This is a genomic window from Streptomyces sp. NPDC055962 (genome assembly GCF_042270185.1).
Lineage (GTDB): Bacteria > Actinomycetota > Actinomycetes > Streptomycetales > Streptomycetaceae > Streptomyces.
Genome location: NZ_JBHJYN010000011.1, coordinates 11,865 through 33,964, shown reverse-complemented (window position 1 = coordinate 33,964; position 22,100 = coordinate 11,865). Strand labels below are relative to the sequence as shown.

The 22,100-nt window shown below is 70.6% G+C and carries 17 protein-coding genes; 7 read left to right on the top strand and 10 right to left on the bottom strand.

What is annotated here, in order from left to right; genetic code table 11:
• The first annotated feature begins 1 nt into the window (after position 1).
• Positions 2-472 (top strand): hypothetical protein, encoded by a 471-nt coding sequence (locus ACFC51_RS26870; RefSeq protein ID WP_376531252.1) that lies wholly within the window; start codon positions 2-4, stop codon positions 470-472.
• A gap of 115 nt (positions 473-587) precedes the next feature.
• Here ACFC51_RS26870 and ACFC51_RS26865 read toward each other — a convergent pair whose 3' ends face one another.
• On the bottom strand, positions 588-2,597 hold the full coding sequence (locus tag ACFC51_RS26865; protein WP_376531250.1) for a GxGYxYP domain-containing protein: 2,010 nt from the start codon (positions 2,595-2,597) through the stop codon (positions 588-590).
• Between the two features lie 210 nt (positions 2,598-2,807).
• On the opposite strand from ACFC51_RS26865, the gene ACFC51_RS26860 reads away from it, so the two are divergent.
• A complete protein-coding gene (locus tag ACFC51_RS26860) occupies positions 2,808-3,308 on the top strand; it encodes a metallophosphoesterase family protein (protein WP_376531248.1) in 501 nt (166 codons plus the stop codon).
• Positions 3,309-3,384: 76 nt separating this feature from the next.
• Here ACFC51_RS26860 and manD read toward each other — a convergent pair whose 3' ends face one another.
• The 6 genes from manD to ACFC51_RS26830 all read right to left on the bottom strand — a co-directional run bounded on the left by manD (position 3,385) and on the right by ACFC51_RS26830 (position 9,868).
• Positions 3,385-4,599 (bottom strand): D-mannonate dehydratase ManD, encoded by a 1,215-nt coding sequence (gene manD / locus ACFC51_RS26855; RefSeq protein ID WP_376377092.1) that lies wholly within the window; start codon positions 4,597-4,599, stop codon positions 3,385-3,387.
• Between the two features lie 37 nt (positions 4,600-4,636).
• Complete coding sequence (locus tag ACFC51_RS26850; RefSeq protein ID WP_376531246.1) at positions 4,637-5,491, bottom strand: carbohydrate ABC transporter permease; 855 nt, start codon at positions 5,489-5,491, stop codon at positions 4,637-4,639.
• Positions 5,488-6,450: a carbohydrate ABC transporter permease gene (locus ACFC51_RS26845; RefSeq protein ID WP_376531244.1), complete on the bottom strand. Its 963-nt coding sequence runs from the start codon at positions 6,448-6,450 to the stop codon at positions 5,488-5,490. Before ACFC51_RS26845 ends, ACFC51_RS26850 begins: the two co-directional genes overlap by 4 nt.
• The gene (locus ACFC51_RS26840) at positions 6,450-7,769 is read right to left on the bottom strand and encodes an ABC transporter substrate-binding protein (RefSeq protein WP_376377086.1); all 1,320 of its coding nucleotides are present in this window, start codon (positions 7,767-7,769) and stop codon (positions 6,450-6,452) included. The genes ACFC51_RS26845 and ACFC51_RS26840 overlap by 1 nt, the downstream gene beginning before the upstream one ends.
• A 294-nt stretch (positions 7,770-8,063) precedes the next feature.
• Positions 8,064-8,855 carry a FadR/GntR family transcriptional regulator gene (locus ACFC51_RS26835; protein ID WP_376531241.1) on the bottom strand — a complete coding sequence of 264 codons (792 nt, stop codon included), beginning with the start codon at positions 8,853-8,855 and terminating at the stop codon, positions 8,064-8,066.
• A gap of 68 nt (positions 8,856-8,923) precedes the next feature.
• Complete coding sequence (locus ACFC51_RS26830; protein ID WP_376531238.1) at positions 8,924-9,868, bottom strand: helix-turn-helix transcriptional regulator; 945 nt, start codon at positions 9,866-9,868, stop codon at positions 8,924-8,926.
• 171 nt (positions 9,869-10,039) lie between these two features.
• Between ACFC51_RS26830 and ACFC51_RS26825 the strand changes: the two genes are divergently transcribed.
• Positions 10,040-11,080, top strand: a complete 1,041-nt coding sequence (locus tag ACFC51_RS26825; protein WP_376377080.1) for an NAD(P)-dependent alcohol dehydrogenase — start codon at positions 10,040-10,042, stop codon at positions 11,078-11,080.
• Positions 11,081-11,117: 37 nt separating this feature from the next.
• On the opposite strand, the gene ACFC51_RS26820 is transcribed toward ACFC51_RS26825, so the two are convergent.
• Positions 11,118-11,936, bottom strand: a complete 819-nt coding sequence (locus ACFC51_RS26820; protein ID WP_376377078.1) for a response regulator — start codon at positions 11,934-11,936, stop codon at positions 11,118-11,120.
• A gap of 105 nt (positions 11,937-12,041) precedes the next feature.
• Between ACFC51_RS26820 and ACFC51_RS26815 the strand changes: the two genes are divergently transcribed.
• Together ACFC51_RS26815 and ACFC51_RS26810 are read left to right on the top strand one after the other, a co-directional pair.
• Complete coding sequence (locus ACFC51_RS26815) at positions 12,042-13,655, top strand: ATP-binding protein (RefSeq protein WP_376531236.1); 1,614 nt, start codon at positions 12,042-12,044, stop codon at positions 13,653-13,655.
• A gap of 258 nt (positions 13,656-13,913) precedes the next feature.
• Positions 13,914-16,922, top strand: a complete 3,009-nt coding sequence (locus ACFC51_RS26810; protein ID WP_376531234.1) for a family 16 glycoside hydrolase — start codon at positions 13,914-13,916, stop codon at positions 16,920-16,922.
• A 212-nt stretch (positions 16,923-17,134) separates the two neighbouring features.
• Here ACFC51_RS26810 and ACFC51_RS26805 read toward each other — a convergent pair whose 3' ends face one another.
• On the bottom strand, positions 17,135-17,827 hold the full coding sequence (locus tag ACFC51_RS26805; protein WP_376531231.1) for a hypothetical protein: 693 nt from the start codon (positions 17,825-17,827) through the stop codon (positions 17,135-17,137).
• A gap of 318 nt (positions 17,828-18,145) precedes the next feature.
• On the bottom strand, positions 18,146-18,577 hold the full coding sequence (locus ACFC51_RS26800) for a subtilase-type protease inhibitor (RefSeq protein WP_376531229.1): 432 nt from the start codon (positions 18,575-18,577) through the stop codon (positions 18,146-18,148).
• Positions 18,578-19,013: 436 nt separating this feature from the next.
• On the opposite strand from ACFC51_RS26800, the gene ACFC51_RS26795 reads away from it, so the two are divergent.
• Both ACFC51_RS26795 and ACFC51_RS26790 read left to right on the top strand, forming a co-directional pair.
• Positions 19,014-20,483, top strand: a complete 1,470-nt coding sequence (locus tag ACFC51_RS26795; protein ID WP_376531227.1) for an aldehyde dehydrogenase family protein — start codon at positions 19,014-19,016, stop codon at positions 20,481-20,483.
• Entirely contained in the window at positions 20,480-22,075 is a 1,596-nt protein-coding gene (locus ACFC51_RS26790) for an APC family permease (RefSeq protein WP_376531224.1), read from the top strand. Before ACFC51_RS26795 ends, ACFC51_RS26790 begins: the two co-directional genes overlap by 4 nt.
• Positions 22,076-22,100 lie beyond the last annotated feature (25 nt).

Sequence of the window (22,100 nt, the reverse complement as noted above, 5' to 3'; positions counted from 1 at the left end):
CATGATCGCCACCGTCCTCGCCGTCGTCGGGACGCTGCTCGGATCGATCGTCACCGGCACGTTCCAGCACCTGTCGGCCGGCCGTGCCGAGCGCGCGGCCGCCGCCGAGCAGGTGCGCCGCGACCGGCTCGACGCGGTGACCACGCTCGCCTCCGCGGGCTCCGACCACCGTCGCGCCCTGTGGATGCGCGGGGAGGCCCGCCTGCGTGGAGCCGGCCACGAGGAGCTGGAAGAGCTGCGAGCCGCATCCCACAGGACCCGCTCCGCCCTCACCCGCCCCCTGGTCGCGCTGCGCCTGCTCGTGCCCGACCCGGCCGTCCACACCACCGCGCAGGCGATGGTCGTCGCCACCTACGACATGGTCGAGGCGACCGCGAGCATCGAGGAGCTCACCGCGGCGCAGGACACCGCGCGGGCCGCACACGACCGCTTCGTCGACGCTGCCGCCGCGTATGTCGGATCCCTCGGCTGACGGGCACGGGCCGCGCGCGCCGCACGAGCCGTACAGGGCGGGGAGCCGCGGGTGCCGGTGCGGACGGGCGCTGATCGCCCGCACCGGCACCCGCGCGGAGGCCACTCCAGGAGTGTCAGCCCGCCCGCTTCACCAGGTCGAAGAAGGTGTCGCCGCGTACGACTTCGAACGGGTCGCCCAGCAGGCCGACGAGTTCGGCGATGTCGCCCGGGGTCCAGCTCCAGGCGTTGACGGCGCCGGCGACGAACAGCGGCGCGGTGCCGTCCCAGCCCTCGATGTGCCGGAGCAGGCCGTCGCGGTACTCCGCGGCCTTCCCCTGCGGGAAGAAGTTGCCGATCACCGGGATGCCCGCCGGGCGGATGCTCAGGTCGCCGCTCTCCCAGGACTGGATGATCCCCCGCAGCGGGGTGTTCTCCCGGTACGAGCGCACGACGCGCTCCTCGAACGGGACCCATCCGTCCCCCGCGGCGTTGCGGGGGTTGTACGCGTAGACCAGGTCCATGCCGGTGCGGCGCAGGAAGCGTCCGGTGAGTGCGGTGTACGCGTCCAGGGCCTCCTCGGGCCAGGAACCCGGATAGGTGTAGCCGGCGCCGGAAGGGCCCGCGATCAACAGATCGTTGTCGGTGGCCGTCGCCTGGTAGTGCGCCAGGAGCGCGGGCCCGATGTCCGCGAGCAGTGGGCTGACGGTCCAGTTGACGGGCACACGGCCCCGCGCGGGGTCGTCCCAGATGGTCCGCATGCGGCGCTGGCAGTACTGGATGTTGTCACCCTCGCCGACGGTGAGGGTGAGGTAGACGCGGTTGCGGAGCGGGGCCTTCGGTCTCGGCCGGACCCTGTCCGAGATCTTCGCCGGCACGCCGGCGTGCACCGTGCCGTTCATGTAGAAGTCTGCGGGCACCACTTCGATGCCGTGCTGCGATGCGCGGTCGACCCCTCCCCACTCGCCCGCCACGTCGTCGGAGAACCAGCCCGCGTAGGGGGTGGTGGGCCCGACCCGGCGGAAGACCTCGTCCAACAGGTCCCCCGTCCCGCCGGACGGGGGCAGCCAGACGACCATGGCCCGGGCGGCGACGGCGTAGTCCCGGAAGCAGGGGAACGGCTCGACGCGCGTCGGTGCGGTGGTGGTGGCGGACACGAGGAACTGGTTCCACACGTCTGCCTCGACCAGGAGCTGCCGCGTACCTGACGGAGGGGTGAAGCGGTAGGTGAAGTACCCGCTCCCGTCGCAGAACCGGTTGGCGTCGTCGCCGATGGAGGAGCCGGAGCTGTCGAAGAGGTACGGCTTCTCGCCGGCCGTGCCCGGTGCGAAGGCCGCGATCACCTGCCCGTTGTCGGCCGTCACCTTGACCGAACCCACCGAGGCTCCCCAGCCGTCGTCGCCGAAGGAGTCCTGGAAGCGCAGGTACACGCCGTCCCCGCCGGCAAGCTCCGTGCTCAGGTCGAAGGTGCGGACCTGCCGGTTCGACGCATCGCGGACGCGCCCGGCCTCCCGGGCTGTCTCGCGCCACCGCACGCCCTCCTCCCGTACGGTCCGCGTGGGCGGCAGCCCAGCCAGCAGGGTGTGGGCGCAGCGCGGGAACAGGTGGTCCAGCTGCCAGCGGTACGTGGCGACCACGTCCTCCGCGTCGAAGCGGCCTCGCAGGTCGGCGACGGTCCTCAGACGGTGTTCGCGCGCCTGCTCGGCCGTGGCGACCACGGCGTTCTCCAGCCCGGCGAGGGTGGTCGCGACGTTCACCGAGTCCGGGACGCCGGGGTCGTGCAGGATCGCGCCGCGTACCTCGTTCCGGTAGAGGGCGACCAGGTCCAGGGCGTTGTCGTGGCGGGTGACCGAGGCTCCGGTGCCGGGCAGCCAGCGGAGGTCGGTGTCGCCCTCGTCGAAGCTGAAGTAGAGGCGTGGGCGCCGACGGTTGACCACCCCTTGAAGAGTCGTCAGCAAGAGCTGGTCGTTCCCGTCGAGCGAGCTGACGTCGGCGACGTCGAGCCGGGTGGGACGGCCGAAGGACGGCAGCAGAGGGGCGACGGGCCCGGCCGGGGCCGCGTCGGCCCGACCGGGCAGGGAGATCCCGAGCCCGCCGGCCGCCAGGGCCGCTCCGCCTGCTTGAAGAAGAGTTCTCCGGGACACCATTCGCGATCACTGCTCCTTGGGAGAAGAGGGAATGACATCGTTGTCAAACAATCGCCGAAGGTAGCGCCAGGGGGAGGAGTTGTCCATGGTGCCTACAGGAGACATTGCCGGGCGCCGACGGTGTCTGCGCCTCCGGCCGAGCGTGCCGCACATACTGTGGCACGGTGAGCGGCACATCCCGGCCGCTGCCCATGGCCCCGGAGTGTGCCCGTGCGCTTGCTGCTGACCTCGGACACCCACCTGCCCAGGCGGGCCCGGCGGCTGCCCGAACCGCTCCTCGCGGAGATGGACGCGGCCGATGTCGTCGTCCACGCGGGTGACTGGGTCGACGAGGCGACTCTGGACCTCTTCGAGGCCCGCGCGCGGCGCCTCGTCGGCGTCTTCGGCAACAACGACGGGCCGGAGCTGAGGTCCAGGCTCCCCGGGTTCGCCCGTGTGGAGTGCGACGGTCTCCGCTTCGGCGTCGTCCACGAGACAGGGGCGTCGCAGGGGCGGGAGAAGCGGTGCGCCGACAGCTACCCCGACCTCGACGTCCTGGTGTTCGGCCACAGCCACATCCCCTGGGACACCGTCGCTCCCGGAGGGCTGCGCCTGCTCAATCCGGGCTCGCCGACCGACAGGCGCCGGCAGCCGTACTGCACCTACATGACTGCCGAGGTCGCGGACGCGCGCGTGGACGTGCGACTGCACCGCCTTCCGCGTCCGGCCTGACGCAGGGCCCGCAGGACGCGGAAGGCACCGGGGAGCGCTGCACACGCTCCCCGGGACAGGTTCACCGCGGGGCGGTTCACCAGTCGTGGACCGTCCCGTCGTGCAGACGGTTGACCGGGAGGTACGCCGCCTCGTACGGGTGCGCCGCTGCCAGGTCCTCGTCCAGGTCGACCCCGATCCCCGGGGCCTCGCCCGGGTGCAGGTGGCCGTCCTCGAAGGTGTACGCGTGGCGGAACACCTCGTTCGTGAGCGGGGTGTGGCCCGAGTACTCCTGGATGCCGAAGTTGTGCACGGCGAGGTCGAGATGGACGGCGGCCGCCATGCCGACGGGGGAGATGTCCTCCGGGCCGTGGATCGCGCTCTTGATCTGGTACTGGGCGGCGAAGTCGAAGAGCTTGCGCAGCGGGGTGACGCCCCCGAAGTGGGTCACCGCGGAGCGTACGTAGTCGATCAACTGCTCGGTGATCAGGGACTGGTAGTCGTACACGGTGTTGAAGACCTCGCCGATGGCCAGCGGGGTGGTGGTGTGGCGGCGGACCAGGCGCAGGGCCTCCTGGTTCTCGGCGGGTGTGCAGTCCTCCAGCCAGAAGAGCCGGTACGGCTCCAGGTCCTTGCCGAGGCGGGCGGCCTGGATGGGGGTGAGCCGGTGGTGCGCGTCGTGCAGGAGGGGGAGGTCGGGTCCGAACTCGGCGCGCACCGCCTCCAGCACGGACGGCATGTGGCGCAGGTAGGCGTCGGTGTCCCAGTCCTCGACCAGGGGCCGGGCCTGCTGGTGCAGCACGGGGGAGCCGTCGTCGTCCGTGCTCGACACGCCGTAGACGGCTTTCAGTCCGGGGATGCCGGTCTGCACACGGACGGCGGGGTAGCCCTCGGCGAGCCGGGCCCGGACGGAGTCGAGGAGTTCGGGGATGTCGCGGCCGTTGGCATGGCCGTACGTCCCCACCCGGGTGCGGCTGGCACCGCCGAGGAGCTGGTACAGGGGGAGCCCCGCGGCCTTCGCCTTGATGTCCCACAGCGCGACGTCGACGGCGGCGATCGCCGCCATCGTCACCGGGCCGCGCCGCCAGTACGCACCCCTGTACAGCGACTGCCAGGTGTCCTCGACCCGGTGCGGGTCGAGACCGATGAGGAGCGGTGCGACGTGGTCCTCGAGGTAGCTGACCACGGCCAGTTCCCGGCCGTTGAGCGTGGCGTCGCCGAGGCCGGTGATCCCCTCGTCGGTCGTCAGCTTGAGGGTGACGAAGTTGCGGCCGGGGCTGGTGACGAGGACCTTCGCGTCGACAATGTTCATGGGGGTTCTTTCTTCAGGATGCGGTGGTGAGGGGCGTTCAGCCCTTGGTGGCGCCGGAGGTCAGACCGGCCACCAGGTACTTCTGTCCGAGGACGGCGGCGAGCACCACGGGGACGGTGATGAGCGTCGCCGCGGCCATCAGCCCGCCCCAGTCGGTGCTCGCGTACGAGATGAAGTTGAAGAGGGTGACCGGCACCGTCTGGGTGCGGTCGTCGGCGAAGATCAGCGCGAACATGAAGTTGTTCCAGCTGAAGACGAAGGCGAGCAGGGAGGCCGTCGCCGTGCCGGGCGCCGCGAGCGGCAGCGAGATGCGCCAGAACGCTCCGAAGGCACTCAGCCCGTCCGTGCGCGCAGCCTCCTCCAGCTCCACCGGAAGGCCGGCGAAGAAGCTGATCATGATCCACATGATGAGCGGGACGGAGACGAACATCTGGCTGAGGATCAGCACGGTGTAGGAGCCGACGAGGCCCATCCGCGCGAACAGGTAGTACCAGGGGACGAGGAGCGAGATCGCCGGCACGATACGGGCGACCAGGATCAGCGATCCGGTGCGGCGCATGTCGAACCGTCCGACCGCCCAGGCGGCGGGTACCGCGATCGCGGCGGAGAGCACGGTGGAGACCACTCCGACCAGGAGGGAGTTGCCCATCGACCGCAGGATCTGCCCGGCCTCGACGATGCTGCGGAAGTTCTCCAGCGTGGGGCTGAACCACAGGCCCACCGACGGGTCGGTGACCTGGACGTTGGTCTTGAAGGCCGCGGCGAACATCCACACCAGGGGCAGCGCGAACACGAGCGTCACGGCGGCGATGGTGATCCCGCGCAGCCATGAGAGGGCCGTGCGCCGGCGCAGGTGTGCCCGGACGGGTACGGGGGTGAGGGTGGCACTCATGCGGTCTTCCTTCCGCCCCGGCGGCGCAGCAGCACCACGACGCCGATGATGAAGAGCGTGAACAGGACCAGGACGGCAGCGGCCAGGCCGTACTCCTGGTAGTCGAAGGTCAGCCCGTAGGCGTAGACGTTCAGGGTCTCCACCTCGAAGTCCGAGCCGCCGCCCGCGCCCTTGGTGGCGTAGAGGATGTCGAAGGTCTTCAGGGCGTCGACGGCGCGCAGCACCAGGGCGGTGGCCAGCGTCGGACCGAGCATGGGCAGCACGACGTGCCGGAAGCGCTGCCAGCCGTTCGCCCCGTCGACGCGCGCCGCCTCCTCCGGCTCCTCGGGCAGCGTGGTGAGCCCGGCGAGCAGGAGGAGCGTCATCATGGGCGTCCACTGCCACACGTCGATGAGCATGAGCGTCGGCAGGGACTGGCTGACGGAGCCCAGGAACTCCTGCCGGGGCAGTCCGACCCCGGCGAGCAGGTGGTTGGCTATGCCGTTGGTGGGGTCGAGGATCAGCAGCCAGAGGATGCCGATCGCGACCGGGGTGGTGAGCAGCGGGATGATCAGGACCGTACGCACCCACCGCATGCCCCGGAACGGCTTGCGCATGAGCATCGCGAGGGCGAGTCCGAGCGCCGTCTCCAGGATCACCGCGCCGACCGTGAAGACCAGCGTGCGCTGCGCGGCCGGCCAGAACCGGCGGGTGTCGCCCAGGGCGTCGGCGAAGTTCTGGAGGCCGACGTACCCCTTGCCCGCGTTCACCGCGCCGAAGGCGTCGGTCAGGCTCAGGTCGACGGTGTAGGCCAGCGGAAAGACGATCATCAACCCGACGAACAGCAGTGCCGGGGCGAGCATCGTCCACTTCAGCCGCCTGTTGGCCTGTTCGAAGGTACGGGGACGGCGCGCGGGCGCAGGTCCCGCGCCCGGCGCGGCGGCCGGACGGGTGGTCGGGGAGACCTCCGTGGTGGACATCAGGACTCCTTGTGGCGGTTGTCGCGGACGAGGAAATCGGCGAACTCCGCGTCGGCGTCACGGGCCACCGGCCGTACGTCGTCGCCGAGGATGCCCGCGACCAGGGGCCGCCCCACGATGTCCCTGGCGCGGCCGACCTGGAGGACACGGGGCCTGTCGTACCCCAGCCCCCGTTCGGCGTTGAGCCGCATGGCCTCGGCGAGGTCCGGCGGGAAGGAGGCCAGGGACTCGGGGTCGGACCACACCGAGCTGCGCGCTCCGGGGATGCCGTCCTTCTGGAGGTCCGCGGTGACCTCGGGACCCGCGGCCCACCTGATGAACTCCCACGCGTCGTCGCGCAGCAGCGAGAACTCGCTGATGCCCAGACTCCAGGAGGGGATGTTGTGCGGCCGGGCGCCGGCGGGCCCCGCGGGGAAGGGGGCGAAGCCGACGGTCTTGCGTACGGTCGACACCTTCGGGTCGAGGAAGCTGCTGTAGATCGCGTCCGCGTCGATGTAGAAGGCGGCCTTGCCCTGCGCGAAGACCGGCATGGCCTGTTCGAGGCTCATGTTGGTGGCGCCGGGCGGGCCCGTCCTCGACAGCAGACTGCCGTAGTACCGGTACGCCGCGAGCGCCTCGGGCGTGCCGATGCCGGACTTGCCGCGCACGACGAAGTCCCCGCCGTGCGAGTACAGGAAACTCGACCACTGGGACACGGCGCCGCTGCGCTGGCCCCGGCCGACGAAGCCGTAGAAGCCCCGCTTCTTGTCGGTGAGCTCCTGCGCCGCCGACATCAGCGCCTCCAGGGTGCGGGGCGGTCCGCCGGAGCCCTCCACGAGGTCCTTGCGGTAGTACAGCGCCGGCCGCTCGGTGACGACGGGGACGCTCAGCACCTTGCCCGCGGTCAAGGAGGCCTCGCGCGGGGCCTTCTGGAAGTCCTGCCAGGCGAAGTCCTCGTCCTGGGTGACGCGGTCGCTCAGGTCGGCCAGCCAGCCGTTGTGCGCGAAGAGCAGCTGCTCCTGGAGCGCGCGGACCATCATGACGTCCACGTCGGTGCCCGAGGCGTTGAGCTTCACGTTGTAGCTGCTCGCCAGCTGGTCCGCGGTGAGCAGCGTCATCGAGACCCGCCGCCCGATCCGCTCCTCGAACTCCTTCGTCCGGCGCCGGATCGCCTGCGACCACACGTGGTTGATCGCCATGATCCGCAACGGGGTGTCGGCGGAAGGCCGGCCGCCCCTGGTGGTACACGCGCCGAGCGCCCCCATCCCGGCGGCTCCCGCGACCCCTGCCGCCAGCCTGCCGAAGGAGCGCCGGCTGAGGAGCTGGCTGCTCGTGGACATCGTCGTCCTCGTCTCTCTGCGCTGTCGTACGTCATGCTCACGCAGGGGCGTGGGGCCGCCGCGAGAGCTCCGGTCTGTGTGGCCCAACTGGTAGGACCAGTTGAACCAGACGGACGTTAGCAGGAGGAAGGCGTGCCGAACAGCCCTTGTGCGGGCCGGATCGCCCGGAGCCCGCGGTGTCTCCCGCCGGCTCGTGCGCCCCGGAGGTCCGCGGCCCCGCCGGTCCTCGGGGGGTGCTCGCCCGTTCCCGGATTCGCCGGTCCTCGGGGGCTGCTCGCCCGTCCTGGCGCCGCCCTACCGGTTCGCGGTGTCGTCCAGCAGCGCTTCGATGTGGTTGCGCGCCATGATGTCGACCTGGACGTCGAGATCCTTGCCGTACGTGCGCAGTCCGAGCATCAGGTGCTCCCGCATCCGCTCGGCGGCCAGATCCACGTCACGCGCCTCGATCGCCTCGAAGATCTCCGGGTGGTGCGGGACACCGGGCTCGCCGATCGAGGGATCGGAGTTGGAGCGGAGCATCATTTCGAACATCATCCCGCTGATCGACGAGAGCATGATCCGCAGGACCGGGTTCTTGCTCGCCTCGGCGACGGCGTCGTGAAAGGCCATGTCGGCCCGCGCCTTGACGACGACGTCACTCGCCGATTCGAGGGCGTCCCGGGCCGCCCGCATCGACTCGATGTCCTCGTCCGTCGCCCGCTCGGTCGCCAGCCGCACCGTCTCGACCTCGAGCGGCAGGCGGGCCTCGATCAACTGCCGGACGGTCGGACGGCCGGCGCGGTACAGGGCGTCGTAGCCCCTCGCCTGGCCCGAGCTCTGCTCGCGGACGAACGAGCCGCGACCGGGTGCGACCTCGATCAGATGCTGGGCCTCCAGCCGCCGCAGAACCTCCCGCACGACGTTCCTGCTGGCGCCGAACTGGGACGCGAGCTCACGCTCGGAGGGGAGCTTCGTCCCCACGGGGATGTCACCGGACCGGATGTCGTGCTCGAGGTCCCGTGCGATCCGCTCCGTGAGGAGCCCACGCTGGGCGGGGGCCGCGGACTGGCCGGACCGCGCGGAGGAGGAAGGGGCGGACGGCTGCATCCCCGCAGCGTACAGGCTGGTCCGGGGCATCACACGGCCGATCCGGTCACTGCCCGGCGGCCGAGGGGCTAGCCCACCCCGGGGGCGGACGACCCCGCCCGCGTGGCGTCCGTGCCCCAGCTCGCCAGCAGCCGGAGCGCCTCGGCGGACGCGGAGTCCGGCTCCGCGTGATAGGCGACCACCGACTGCTCCGCGTCGTCGGGCAGGGTGAACGTCTCGAAGGAGAGGGACAGTTCACCGACCAGAGGGTGGTGCAGCCGCTTGACGCCGTGGCTCTTCTCCTTGACGTCGTGCCGCGCCCACAGCCGCCGGAACTCCTCGCTCTTCACGGACAGTTCGCCGACGAGCGCGGAGAGGCGGGGGTCGTCGGGGTGGCAGCCCGCGTCCATCCGCAGGTAGCTGACGATGTCGGACGCCTTCTGGTCCCAGTCCACGTACAGCGCCTGGTAGTCCGGGTTCAGGAACACCAGCCGTGCCCAGTTCCGCTCCTGAGGCGGCAGCTGCGACCAGTCGCCGAATACCGCCGCCGCCATCCGGTTCCAGGCCAGGATCTCCGAACGGCGTCCGACGACGTACGCGGGAACACCGTCCATGGTGTCGAGCAGCCGGCAGAGGGCACCCCGAACCCGCTGCTGCCGTACCGACGGCTTCTTCCTGTGCTGCTTCGGCTTCGCGAGGTGGGTGAGATGCGCCTGCTCGGCGTCCGTCAGTCGCAGCGCGGACGCGATCGCGCCCAGTACCTCGCCGGACACGTTCTGTCCGTTGCCCTGTTCGAGGCGTGTGTAGTACGCCACGGACACGCCGGCCAGCTGGGCCAGCTCCTCGCGGCGCAGCCCCGGGACCCGGCGGTGACGCCCGAAGTCGGGCAGTCCCACGTCCTCCGGCTTCAGCCGGGCACGCCGGCTGCGCAGGAACTCGCTGAGTTCGGCACGCCGGTCGATGGCGTGTCCCGCGCCGGGACCGGGGCCGCGGGGGCCGGACGGCCGGCGTTCGGGTGCGGGCTGTTCCTCCATGTGTCCAGTATCCACGGTCGTACGCACACCATCCTGTCCCCGCCAGTAGTAGGACCACTGGACGTAGGTACAACCGTGGCCTGGGTGAACGCCGTCAGGTGGGGCAGGCTGGACGCTGTGCCCGGACCGAAGGCTGCCGGGCACAGGACCACTCCTTAGGAGCATTCCCGCATGACCACTGTCGCTGCGTACGCCGCCCCCTCCGCGAAGGCACCCCTCGAGCGCACCACCATCGAGCGGCGCGCGGTCGGCGAGTTCGACGTCCTGATCGACATCAAGTTCGCCGGCATCTGCCACTCGGACATCCACCAGGCCCGCGACGGGTGGAGCGAGGGCATCTTCCCGATGGTGCCCGGCCACGAGATCGCCGGCATCGTCACCGAGACCGGCTCCGGCGTCACCAAATTCGCCGTGGGAGACCGGGTGGGCGTCGGCTGCATGGTCGACTCCTGCCGCGAGTGCGACAACTGCAAGGCCGGTCTCGAGCAGTACTGCGTCAAGGGCAACACCGGCACGTACAACGCCCTGGACAAGAACGGCGACCCCACCTACGGCGGCTACTCCACGCACATCGTCGTGGACGAGAACTACACCGTCCGCATCCCCGACGGCCTGTCGCTGGACGAGGCCGCCCCGCTGCTCTGCGCCGGCATCACCACGTACTCCCCGCTGAAGCACTGGAAGGCCGGACCCGGCAAGAAGGTCGCCGTCCTCGGCATGGGCGGCCTCGGACACGTGGGCGTCAAGATCGCGCACGCGCTCGGTGCGGAGGTGACCGTGCTCTCGCAGTCCCTGCGCAAGCGGGACGACGGGCTGAAGCTCGGCGCCGACCACTACTACGCCACCAGCGACCCGAAGACCTTCGAGGAACTGGCCGGCACGTTCGACATCATCCTGTCCACCGTGTCTGCACCCCTGGACTTCGGTGCCTACCTCGCCCTCCTGAAGACGGACGGCGCGCTGGTGAACGTCGGCGCCCCCGAGGAGCCCATCTCCGTCAACCTCTTCTCCCTGATCGGCGGACGCAAGTCCCTCTCGGGCTCCGGTATCGGAGGCATCCAGGAGACCCAGGAGATGCTGGACTTCTGTGCCGAGCACGGATTCGGCGCGGAGATCGAACTGATCGGTGCGTCCGAGATCAACGAGGCGTACGAGCGCGTGCTGAACAGCGACGTCCGCTACCGGTTCGTGATCGACGCGGCCACCATCTGAGGTCCCCCGCCCCTCCCGCCCCTCCCGCCCCGCCTGCTCAGCCGTCGTTGCGCAGGTGGGGCGGGAGCGTCGTGGCGGTGTCGAGGAAGAAGGAATCGATGCTCCGGACCGTCTCCATGAAGTCGTCGAGATTGACCGGCTTGGTCACGTACGCGTTGGCGTGCTGGCGGTAGGCGTCCTCGACGTCGTCCGGCGCTGCGGACGTCGTCAGCACGACGATGGGAATGCTCGACAGATCGCTGTCGTTCTTGAGGACGTTCAGCAGCTCACGGCCGTTCATGCGGGGCATGTTCAGGTCCAGCACGATCAGGTCCGGCCGGTCGGTACGCGGATCGCGGAGGTACTCCAGCGCCGCGACCCCGTCGTCGGCACGCTGGATCCCGCGTGCCATACCGTGCTCGGTCAGCGCCTCCTCGATGAGCATGGCGTCCGCCATGTCGTCCTCGACGAGCAGGACGGTGTAGGTGCGGGGCGCGAGGCCGTTCATGAGTGAACTCCGGGTCGTGTGGTGGGGTAGCGGGCGTGAGGCGGGGCGAGTGGTGAAGACGAGTCCGGGCCATCGTTTGCGGGCCCCCTGGCGGCTGACGCCCCAGGCTCTCCCCAGCTGGGGGTAGCCGGCGCCCTCCTGGGCGGCGGCCCGCGCGGCAAGAGCCGCGCACTCCTCCACCGCCCGGCCGAGGTAGGCCAGGGCGCGCAGGGAGGCCAGAGCGTCGCCCGTGGGCTCGTCCCGGCCCTCCTCGCCGGCGTCCGGCACCGGCGTGACAAGGGTGAGCTGCCGGGCGGCCTCGGCGACGGCCGCACGTGCCCGTTCGGCCAGCTCCTCCTCTTCGGTGCCGGTCTGCGTCTCTACTGCCATGGAAGCACCGTAGACGCCGGGGCACCCCGTCGACAACCACGGTTGTCCTCACGGATAGGGTGGCGCAGCCCGGTGCGCCGCCGGGCCCAGGGAGGGTGGACCGACGTGCAGACCGACATCGTGCAGCAGACCTCGGTCACGCCGCCCCGTTCCGCCCAGGACGGCTGGACCACGCGCGGCTGGCTGGGCGCCGGGTCCGCGGCGGCACTGGTGCTCCTGCTCGTCCTGACCGGCTGCGGCGTCTGGGTCCTGGGCCACGCCACCGACGTGAACAGGCGTCTCACCGATCACTGGTCGCCCGCCCTGATCGCGTCCGTGCGGATGGAAAGTGCCCTGATCAATCAGGAGACGGGCATCCGCGGATACGGAATGACCGGGAAGCGCGCATTCCTCGAGCCCTACCAGGAGGGCCTGGCCCAGGAGAGGGCCGCGGCCCGGGAACTGGCGCGCCTGACCGAGGGCGACGAGCAGGCGGCCGCCGACCTCGCCCGGGTGCGCGAGCGGTCCGAGCGGTGGCAGGCCTCCACCGCGCGCCCCGTCAGCGAGGCGGCGGACCCCGTCGCCTCGGCCAGGCAGCGCACCGAGTCGGGCAAGGGCGCCTTCGACGCCCTGCGGACCTCGCTCGCCGAGCAGCAGACCCACATCGAGGCCGCGCGGGACCAGTCGCGAAGAGACCTGGAAGGTGCGCGCTCCCTGCGCAACACGGTCTTCACCATCATCGCGTGCGTGGTCCTCGCCCTCATCGCTCTCGCCTTCGCCGGGCTGCGCCGCGGCGTCCAGCTGCCGCTGGACCAGTTGCGCACGGACGTCCGGAAGATCGCGGACGGCACGTTCGGTCACTCCATCGTCCTCTCGGGCCCCGCCGACCTCCGGGCGCTCGCGACGGACGTGGACGGCATGCGCCGGCGCCTCGCCGGAGAGCTGGAGTTCAGCGACCGCGCGCGGTCCCAGCTCGACGAACAGGCGACGGAGCTGCGCCGCTCCAACGAGGAGCTCGAACAGTTCGCCTACGTGGCCTCCCACGACCTCCAGGAGCCGCTGCGCAAGGTCGCCAGCTTCTGCCAGCTGCTGGAACGACGCTACGCCGACCAGCTCGACGACCGTGCCCGGCAGTACATCTCCTTCGCGGTCGACGGCGCCAACCGCATGCAGACCCTCATCGGCGATCTCCTCGCGTTCTCCCGCGTCGGGCGTCTGCACGCCGAGGACGCCGACATCGGGCTCGAGACCTTGCTGCGTCGCACCACCAGCTCTCTGGGCATGGTCATCGAGGAGAGCGGGGCGATTCTCACCCACGACCCGCTCCCTGCGGTCCACGGCGACCCGACCCAGCTCGGTGTCCTGCTGCAGAACCTGATCTCCAACGCCCTCAAGTTCCGCGCCCCGGGCGTCGTGCCCCGCATCCACATCAGCGCCCGGGAAGCGGCGGACGTCCCCGGCGGTCCCGAGGACACGGGTCCCCGCTGGGAGCTCGCCGTGAGCGACAACGGCATCGGAGTCGGCCCGGAGTACGCCGACCGGATCTTCGTCATCTTCCAGCGCCTGCACACCCGTGAGACCTATCCGGGGAACGGTATCGGCCTCGCCCTCTGCAAGAAGATCGTCGAGTACCACGGCGGGACGATCACCCTGGACACGGACCACACCCCCGGCACCCGCTTCGTCTTCACCCTCCCCGCGGCGCACGAGGACGCGTCCGTCGCAGGCGACGAGAGCTAGCACCCCTCACCGAGGCGGAAGCGGAGCGGAGCCGCGGGCTTCGTACGAGGGGGACTCCCCGATGTGCCGGATACGGACGCCCAGGAGTGCCCGGCCACGTTCCTCGGAGAGAGCATGGCGGAACTTTTGACTTGCAGATGACAAAGTATGGACTTTCTCAGCAGAAGTCCCCTAGCGTGGCGGCGCCACCGCAGCCCCCTTGCGATGTCGCGGATCCGTACAGCCCCACCGGAGTGCCACCACCCTGCTGGAGGACCGATGTCATTACGGCTGTTCCCCCGTGCCCGAAGAAGGCTCACCACACTGTTCGTCGGGGGCCTACTCGCCGGAGGCGCCCTCTCCGGCCCCCCGGCCGCCGCCCTCTCCGCCGACATACCGCCCCAGGAGCCGGGCGTCACCCTGCGGGTGTTCGACACCCAGGTCCCGCTCAGCACCCTGTGCACGCTCAAGCCGGGCCAGACGCCCAACGTGGACAAGCTGATGCCCACCGTGGACTGGTCCGCGGTCGCCGACTTCGGCGGCTACGCCGACAACTTCGTGGCCGAGGCCACCGGCTACCTGGTGATTCCCGCCGACGGGACCTACACCTTCCGCCTCAACAGCGACGACGGCTCGCGGCTCACCGTCGACGGCCGGGAGGTCATCGACCACGACGGTCTGCACGGCGCCGAACCCAAGGACGGATCCGTCCAGCTCACCGCAGGATCACATCCGTTCAAGGTCGACTACTTCGAGCGGGGCGGTGAACAGCAGCTGACCCTGGCCTGGAGGCCGCCGGGCGCGGACGGTTTCGCCGTCGTGCCGAGCGAGGCCCTGAGCACCGACGCCGGGGTGGTCAGGGTGACCGCTCCGGGCCGCAAGGAGTGCGAGTCGGGCGCGGACAGCCCCGGCGACGGCCTGCCGCTCGCCGCGGTGCGACCCGACCTCGACCTCACCGACCTGCGCCCGGACGGCTTCGAACCGCAGGTCACCGGCATGGACTGGCTGCCCGACGGCCGCCTGGCCCTCTCCACCTGGGGCGGCTCCGGGAACCGGACCGGCGAGGTCTACCTCCTCGACCACGTCACCGGTGACACCAGCCGCGACAAGGTGACGGTCAAGAAGGTCGCGGAGGGCCTGCGCGAGCCGATGGGCATCGCGTACGTGGACGGGTCGCTGTACGTGTCGCAGAAGCACGAGCTGACGCAACTCGTCGACAAGGACAAGGACTTCGTCACCGACGAGTACCGCACGGTCGCCACGTGGCCGTACGGCGGGAACTTCCACGAGTTCGCGTTCGGTCTGCTTCACCGGGACGGCTTCTTCTACGTGAACCTGTCCGTCGCCATCGACTACGGCGGTGCGACCACCACTCCCCAGCCGGCCAAGGGCCGTGGCACGACGTACAAGATCAACAGGAAGACGGGAAAGATCCAGGCGATCGCGGGCGGTCTGCGGACCCCGAACGGCATCGGCTGGGGCCCCGGCGGATCCCTCTTCGCCACGGACAACCAGGGGGGCTGGCTGCCCGCGTCGAAGCTCGTCCAGATCAAGCAGGACCGCTTCTTCAACCACTACACCCAGCCGGCGGGCGGGTTCGACGGCCGGCCCGTCACCCAGCCCGTGCTCTGGCTGCCGCAGAACGAGATCGGCAACTCGCCCAGCACGCCGCTGTACCTGACCGAGGGCCGGTTCGCCGGCCAGATGCTGATCGGCGACGTCACCTACGGCGGACTCCAGCGCGCCTACCTGGAGAAGGTGAAGGGGGAGTACCAGGGCGCCGTGTTCCGCTACACGCAGGGACTCGAGGCCGGCGTCAACCGCATCACCAAGGGGCCCGACGGAGCGATCTACGCGGGCGGTCTCGGCGCCGACGGCAACTGGGGACAGGAGGGGAAGCTGAAGTTCGGCCTCCAGAAGCTCACGCCGAACGGCGGCAACACCTTCGACATCCAGGAGATGCGCGCGGTCCCCGGCGGCTTCGACCTGGAGTACACCCAGCCCCTGTCGGAGGCCACCGCGCAGGATCTGACCTCCCGGTACCAGGCCGAGCAGTGGCGCTACACCCCCACCTCCGACTACGGCGGCCCGAAGATCGGTGAGGAGCGGCTCACCGTGCGCTCCGCGACCCTCGCCGACGACGGCCGCACGGTCGAGCTGCGCTTCGACGGCCTCAAGCCCGGCCGGGTCGTGCACCTGCGCTCACCGCGTCCCTTCGCCTCCGCGTCCGGCGAGGCGCTGTGGAGCACGGAGGCCTGGTACACGCTCAACGCCCTGCCGGGGAAGCAGCCGCCGCCGGCCACGCTGTACGAGGCGGAGGAGGCCCGGCTCACCGGCACGGCGGGGATCCGCACCGACCACACCGGATACTCGGGAAGCGGCTTCGTCGACCGCTACGACACGGAGGGCAAGGCCGCCACGACCTTCGACGTGACGGTCCCGAAGTCCGGTGAGTACGACGTGAACCTGCGCTACTCGAACGGGCCGAACCCCTTCCAGGGCACAAAGTCACTCTCCCTCCACGTGAACGGCGAGAAGCACGGGCAGACGGAACTCCCCTCCACCGGCACCTGGGACGCCTGGGCGACACGGACCGAGCGGGTCTCCCTGCACGCCGGGCCCAACACGCTCTCGTACCGTTTCGACCCCGGTGACACCGGCCATGTGAACCTCGACCTGATCACCGTGCACCCCCATGGCGAGGCCGTCTCGCTCTTCGACGGCACCACCGCCTCCCAGGGGCAGTGGCAGCACACGGACGGCCGTCACCTCGAATGGCCCCTGGCCGCCGAGAAGTCGATGGAGGTGTGCTGCGGCGACATCCGGACGAAGGACGCCTACCAGGACTTCAAGCTGAGCCTGGAGTTCAGGGTGCCGCTGCTGCCGGACGAGGTGACCGGCCAGGACCGGGGCAACAGCGGCGTCTATCTCCAGGACCGCTACGAACTCCAGATCCTCGACTCCTACGGTGACACCACCCTCGACACGAACGAGGCCGGGGCGATCTACCAGAAGAGAGCACCCGACACCAACGAGGCCACTGCTCCGGAGACGTGGCAGACCTACGACGTGACGTTCCGCGCAGCCCGCTTCGACGCCGGCGGCACCAAGACCGCCGACGCCAGGGTGACGGTGGTGTGGAACGGCCGCACGGTCCACGACGACGTCGCGATCGACGGGCCGACCGGTGCGGGTCTGCCCGAGAGCCCTTCGGCCGGGGCGATCCGTCTCCAGGACCACGGGAACAAGGTACGGTTCCGCAACATCCGGATCGAACCGCTGAGCTGAGGGCGGCCGGTCTGCGGTGCGGATTCCCCAGGAGCCACGGGGACCCGCGCCGCAGGCGTGTCCGACGCCGGTCGCCACGCGGCCCGCGTCCGGTCGGCCCCGCGCGACGGGCCGGGTGACACCCGGCCCCGTGCGACCGGGCACCGGGTGACACCCGGCCCCGTGCGACCGGGCACCGGGTGACACCCGGCCCCGTGCGACCGGGCCGGGTGTCAGCCGGCGGGTCCCTCCGACGCGTGCCAGGCCTTGGACAGGCCTTCGAGCCAGGCCGGAGGCAGTTCCGCCTGCTCCCACTCCGCCCGGAGCGCCGACGGCGCGCTGATCAGCCGTTCGAGGACGGCGATGCTCGAAGGGGAGTGGAGGAGGGAGTAGCGGCCGTGGACGGCGATGCGGCTGCGCGGCCCGTACTGCGTGTACAGCCGGTCCAGCCGCTGCCGGTGGGTGCCGGTGAACTGTTCCAGCAGGCCGGCGTAGCGGACCCGTCCCACGACGCTCATCGTGCCGAGCACCGCCGTGAGGACGTCGTCCGACACCTCCGGATCCAGGTCCGAGGCATCGCTGAAGGTGAGGTAGAGCGGCGTCACCGCGACCTTCGCACGCTCCACGTCCATCCTGCCGACGGGGTGGTGACCCCCCACGGCACCTCCCGCCGATCCGCCCACCGCGCGGTCGACGGCGCGCTCGGCGACGCGGACGAGTTCGTCGGCGACGGCCCGTGCTCCGTCCTGCCAGCCGGCGGCGTACGCCGCTCCGCTGCCGGCCGGGACAGCCGCTGCCTTCTCCGCCTCGCCGTACGCGTCCGCGACCGCCCCGGCCTCCACCAGGGCGATCAGTTCCTCGGCGTCGCCCTGGAAGAGTCCCGCGCGGTGCAGCAGTTCGAAGATGGTGTTCTTCGCGTTCCTCACGTTGGCGGGGTCCAGCGCGTGCCGGCCCCTCTCGGCGGTGTTGATCGCGTCCCCCTCGTCGGCCCTCGGTCTGGTTCTTCACCATAGTTCGGGCGGGCGGCGTGCGGGGGGTGCCGCGTGGCGTCGTCGCCGGGTGGCCTCACCCGCCCGGCTCGGGACGACCCGCCCCGCCGGGCCGCACGGGGCAGCGGCACCGACGGGCTGCGCCCTCACCACGTGCATGGTGAGGGCGCAGGAAGCTGCTGGTCGTCCGGACGGCCGGAGCCCTGCCGGAGGGCGTTCCGACGGCCGTCCGGACCGTGGTCGCAGGACGCTCGGTCAGAAGGTGAAGACCGCTCCCTCGGCCAGGCTCGCCTGCATCTCGCACGCGTTGCCGAAGGTGGTCGACCAGGAGACGCCGCGGCCCTGCCACACACCGCTCGCGGAGAGGACGACGGGGTCCCACTGGCGCGTGCAGCGCCCCTGCGGAAGCGGAGTGGTCAGCTGCGCGAACTCGCCCGCGACCTGCCGCAGCTCCGCGCATGCGGCGTCCGGCGAGGGATGGGTGCCGCTGGGACGGGGTGCACAGCTCAGGGTGACGGCCCGTTGGACGGTGGCGGAAGCGGCATCGCCCTTGCCGACCGAGAGGACGAGGGCCGACGGCGCGTAGAGGCCTGCCGACTGCGAGGGCAGGGCGTGGGCGGCACCCACCGCCACGGTGCCGGAGAGCAGCAGTGACGAAAGCATGGCGAGTGCAAGGGATCTGCGCATCATGTGAAGCATTGGTGTGTCTCCTTGATTTCGGGGGGTGGTTGCGGTGGGGAGTCTGCTGCCTCCGTGCAGTGACCGCACATCGATCGACCTTTTCCGGCCCGGCCGAGGGGTCGGCCGCCTACCGAATGGCCGTTCGGGCAGCTCGGAGGCGGTGCGCGTACACCCTGCGCGGTGTCCGGCATCTGGACAGAAGTGAGTGGTACAACCGCGAACTACCTTCTGACCTGCATTGATGCCCGAGTGGTATGCAACGGGAAAATCTGGCTTCGGCCGGAAAGCGGCGCCCGGAGCGGGCGTGTCGAGCAGCGTTGCGACCCAGCCGTACGGGCGTCCTGCCGCGCGAGCGGCCCCACGGAGGCTTACTTTGGGTGGCGAGCTCGGCACGGTCGGCTACACCGCCTCCCCCTTCCTCGTGCGAGCCCGGAGGGACGCCATGCCTGAGCTGTTCATCGGTGGCCGGTGGAGCGCCGCCCTCGAGGGCGCAACGCGTGAGATCCGCTGTCCCGCCGACGGTGAGCTGGTCGCCGTCGTCGACGAGGCGGGAGAGCGCGACGCGGCCGCGGCGGTCGCCGCGGCGCGCGAGGCCTTCGACCGCGGGCCCTGGCCGCGCACACCCGCCGCGGAGCGGGGCCGGCTGCTGCTGCGGGTGGCCGACCTGCTCGAACGGGACAAGGACGCGTTCGCCAGAGCCGAGACCCTGGACACGGGGAAGCGGCTCGTGGAGAGCGAGTACGACATGGACGACATCGCGAACTGCTTCCGCTACTTCGGGAACCTGGTCGCCTCCGGCGGTACCGACCGCGTCGTCGACACGGGTGACCGCGGGATCGACAGCAGGGTGGTCCACGAACCGGTGGGGGTCTGCTCCCTGATCACACCGTGGAACTACCCGCTGCTCCAGACGGCCTGGAAGGTGGCCCCCGCCGTCGCCGCCGGCAACACGTTCGTACTCAAGCCGAGCGAGCTCACGCCGCACACCTCGATCCTCCTGATGGGAGTGCTCACCGAGGCCGGACTGCCGCCCGGTGTGGCCAATCTGGTGCTCGGCGCCGGGGCGACCGCCGGCGCGCCGCTGAGCTCGGACCCGCGCGTGGACATGGTGTCCTTCACCGGCGGTCTGGTCACCGGCCGGCTCATCATGGCGGCCGCCGCACCCACCGTGAAGAAGATCGCGCTCGAGCTGGGCGGCAAGAACCCCAACATCGTGTTCGCCGACACCGAGTTCGACACCGCAGTCGACTACGCGCTGATGGCGGTGTTCCTGCACGCCGGTCAGGTCTGCTCGGCCGGGGCCCGGCTGCTCGTGGAGGACGACCTGCACGACGCGTTCGTCGACGAGCTCGTGCGACGCGCCCGGGACATCCGGCTCGGCGGACCGTTCGACGAGAACGCCCGCAGCGGGCCGCTGATCTCGGCCGCGCACCGCGACAAGGTCGAGGCGTACGTGGCCGCGGGGCTGGCGGAGGGCGCCGTGCTGCGCTGCGGCGGCGCCCGCCCGGACGATCCGGCCCTGCGGAACGGCTTCTACTACCTGCCCACCGTTCTCGACGAGTGCACTCCGGACATGACCGTCGTGCGCGACGAGTCCTTCGGCCCGGTCCTGACCGTCGAACGCTTCCGGGACGAGGCGGAGGCCGTCGCCCTGGCCAACGACACCGTCTACGGGCTGGCCGGGGCCGTCTGGACGCAGGATGCCGAGCGTGCTCACCGGGTGGCCGCCGGGCTGCGCGCCGGGACCGTGTGGATCAACGACTTCCATCCGTACGTACCGCAGGCCGAGTGGGGCGGGATGAAGCAGTCCGGCGTCGGCCGCGAGCTCGGCCCGGCCGGTCTCGCGGAGTACCAGGAGGCCAAACACATCTGGCGCAACACCGCGGCGAGACCGCAGAGGTGGTTCGAATGAGCAACTCCGCCCCCGCGGGCCCCGGCCCGGCGGACACCCCGCCTCCCGGCACCCGGGCCGACGGCACCGACGACGACGACTCACTCGCCGAGCTGGGCTACAAGCCCGAGCTCAAGCGGACCCTGGGCAACTTCCACACCTTCGCCGCGGGCATCAGCTACATCTCGATCCTGACCGGCACCTTCCAGCTGTTCTACTTCGGCGTGAGCTTCGGCGGGCCGGCCTACTGGTGGTCCTGGCCCATGGTCTTCGTCGGCCAGCTGATGGTCGCCCTGTGCTTCTGCGAGCTCGCCGCCCGCTATCCGGTGGCCGGCTCGATCTACAACTGGGCCAAGAGCATGGGCGGCCCGCACATCGGATGGCTCGGCGGCTGGATGATGATGACCGCGACCATGGTCTCGCTCTCCGCCGTCGCGCTCGCCTACCAGATCACGCTTCCGCAGATCGACAGCTGGTTCCAGTTCGTCGGCGACGGCACCGGCAAGAACGACGCGGCGACGAACGCCGTGCTCCTCGGCACCGTCCTGATCCTCTTCTCCACCCTGGTCAACGCCTTCGGCGTCCAGCTCATGGCCCGCATCAACTCCGCGGGCGTGTTCATCGAGCTGATCGCCGCCGTCGCCCTGATCATCTTCCTCGCCGCACACATCACCCGTGGTCCCAGCAGCGTCCTGACGGACACGTACGGGCTGGGGGAGGGCCGGACCCTCGGCTACTTCGGCGCGTTCCTCACCGCCTCACTCGCCTCCGCCTACGTGATGTACGGCTTCGACACAGCCTCGTCGCTCGGTGAGGAGTCGCACAATCCGGGCCGCAACGCACCCCGTGCGATCCTGCGGGCGCTCATCGCGTCGTTCCTCATCGGCGGTCTCATCCTGCTGTTCGCGCTGCTGGCGGTCCCCGACCTGGCTGCGAAGGAGCTGTCGACCGGCGGCCTGCAGTACGTGGTCCTGGAGACGCTCGGATCGACCATCGGCGAGATCTTCCTGTGGTGCGTGGTCGTCGCCATCACCGTCTGCGTGCTCGCCGTGCAGGCCGCCGGCATCCGGCTGATGTTCGCCATGGCGCGGGACAACAACCTCCCCGCCGGCTCGGTCCTCGCCAAGGTCAGCCCCCGCTTCCAGACCCCGGTGGTGCCCGCCGTCGTGATCGGCGTGGTGGGGGTCGTCATCCTGGTGATCAACATCAACCAGCCGCAGATCTTCTCGGTGATCACCAGCATCGCCGTCATCATGATCTATCTGGCCTATCTGATGGTCACGGCGCCCATGCTGGTCCGCCGGCTGCGGGGGGCCTGGCATCCGGCCGAAGGCAGCTTCACCCTGGGACGGTTCGGGCTGCCGATCAACATCCTCGCCGTGCTCTGGGGAGCGGGCATGGCACTCAACCTGGCCTGGCCCCGTGCCGAGGTCTACAACGCGACGGGTCCGCAGCACTGGTACCTGCGCTGGGGTGCCTTCGTCTTCATCGGCATCGTCGCGGTCGGGGGCTTCGCCTACTACTGGTTCGTGCAGCGGCACAGGACAGGTGTTCTGGAGAGCCACCGCACCGAGGTGAACGACCCGACGGGCTCCACCCCGCCTGCCGCCTAGCCGCCCAACGCCCCGTTCCCTCCCA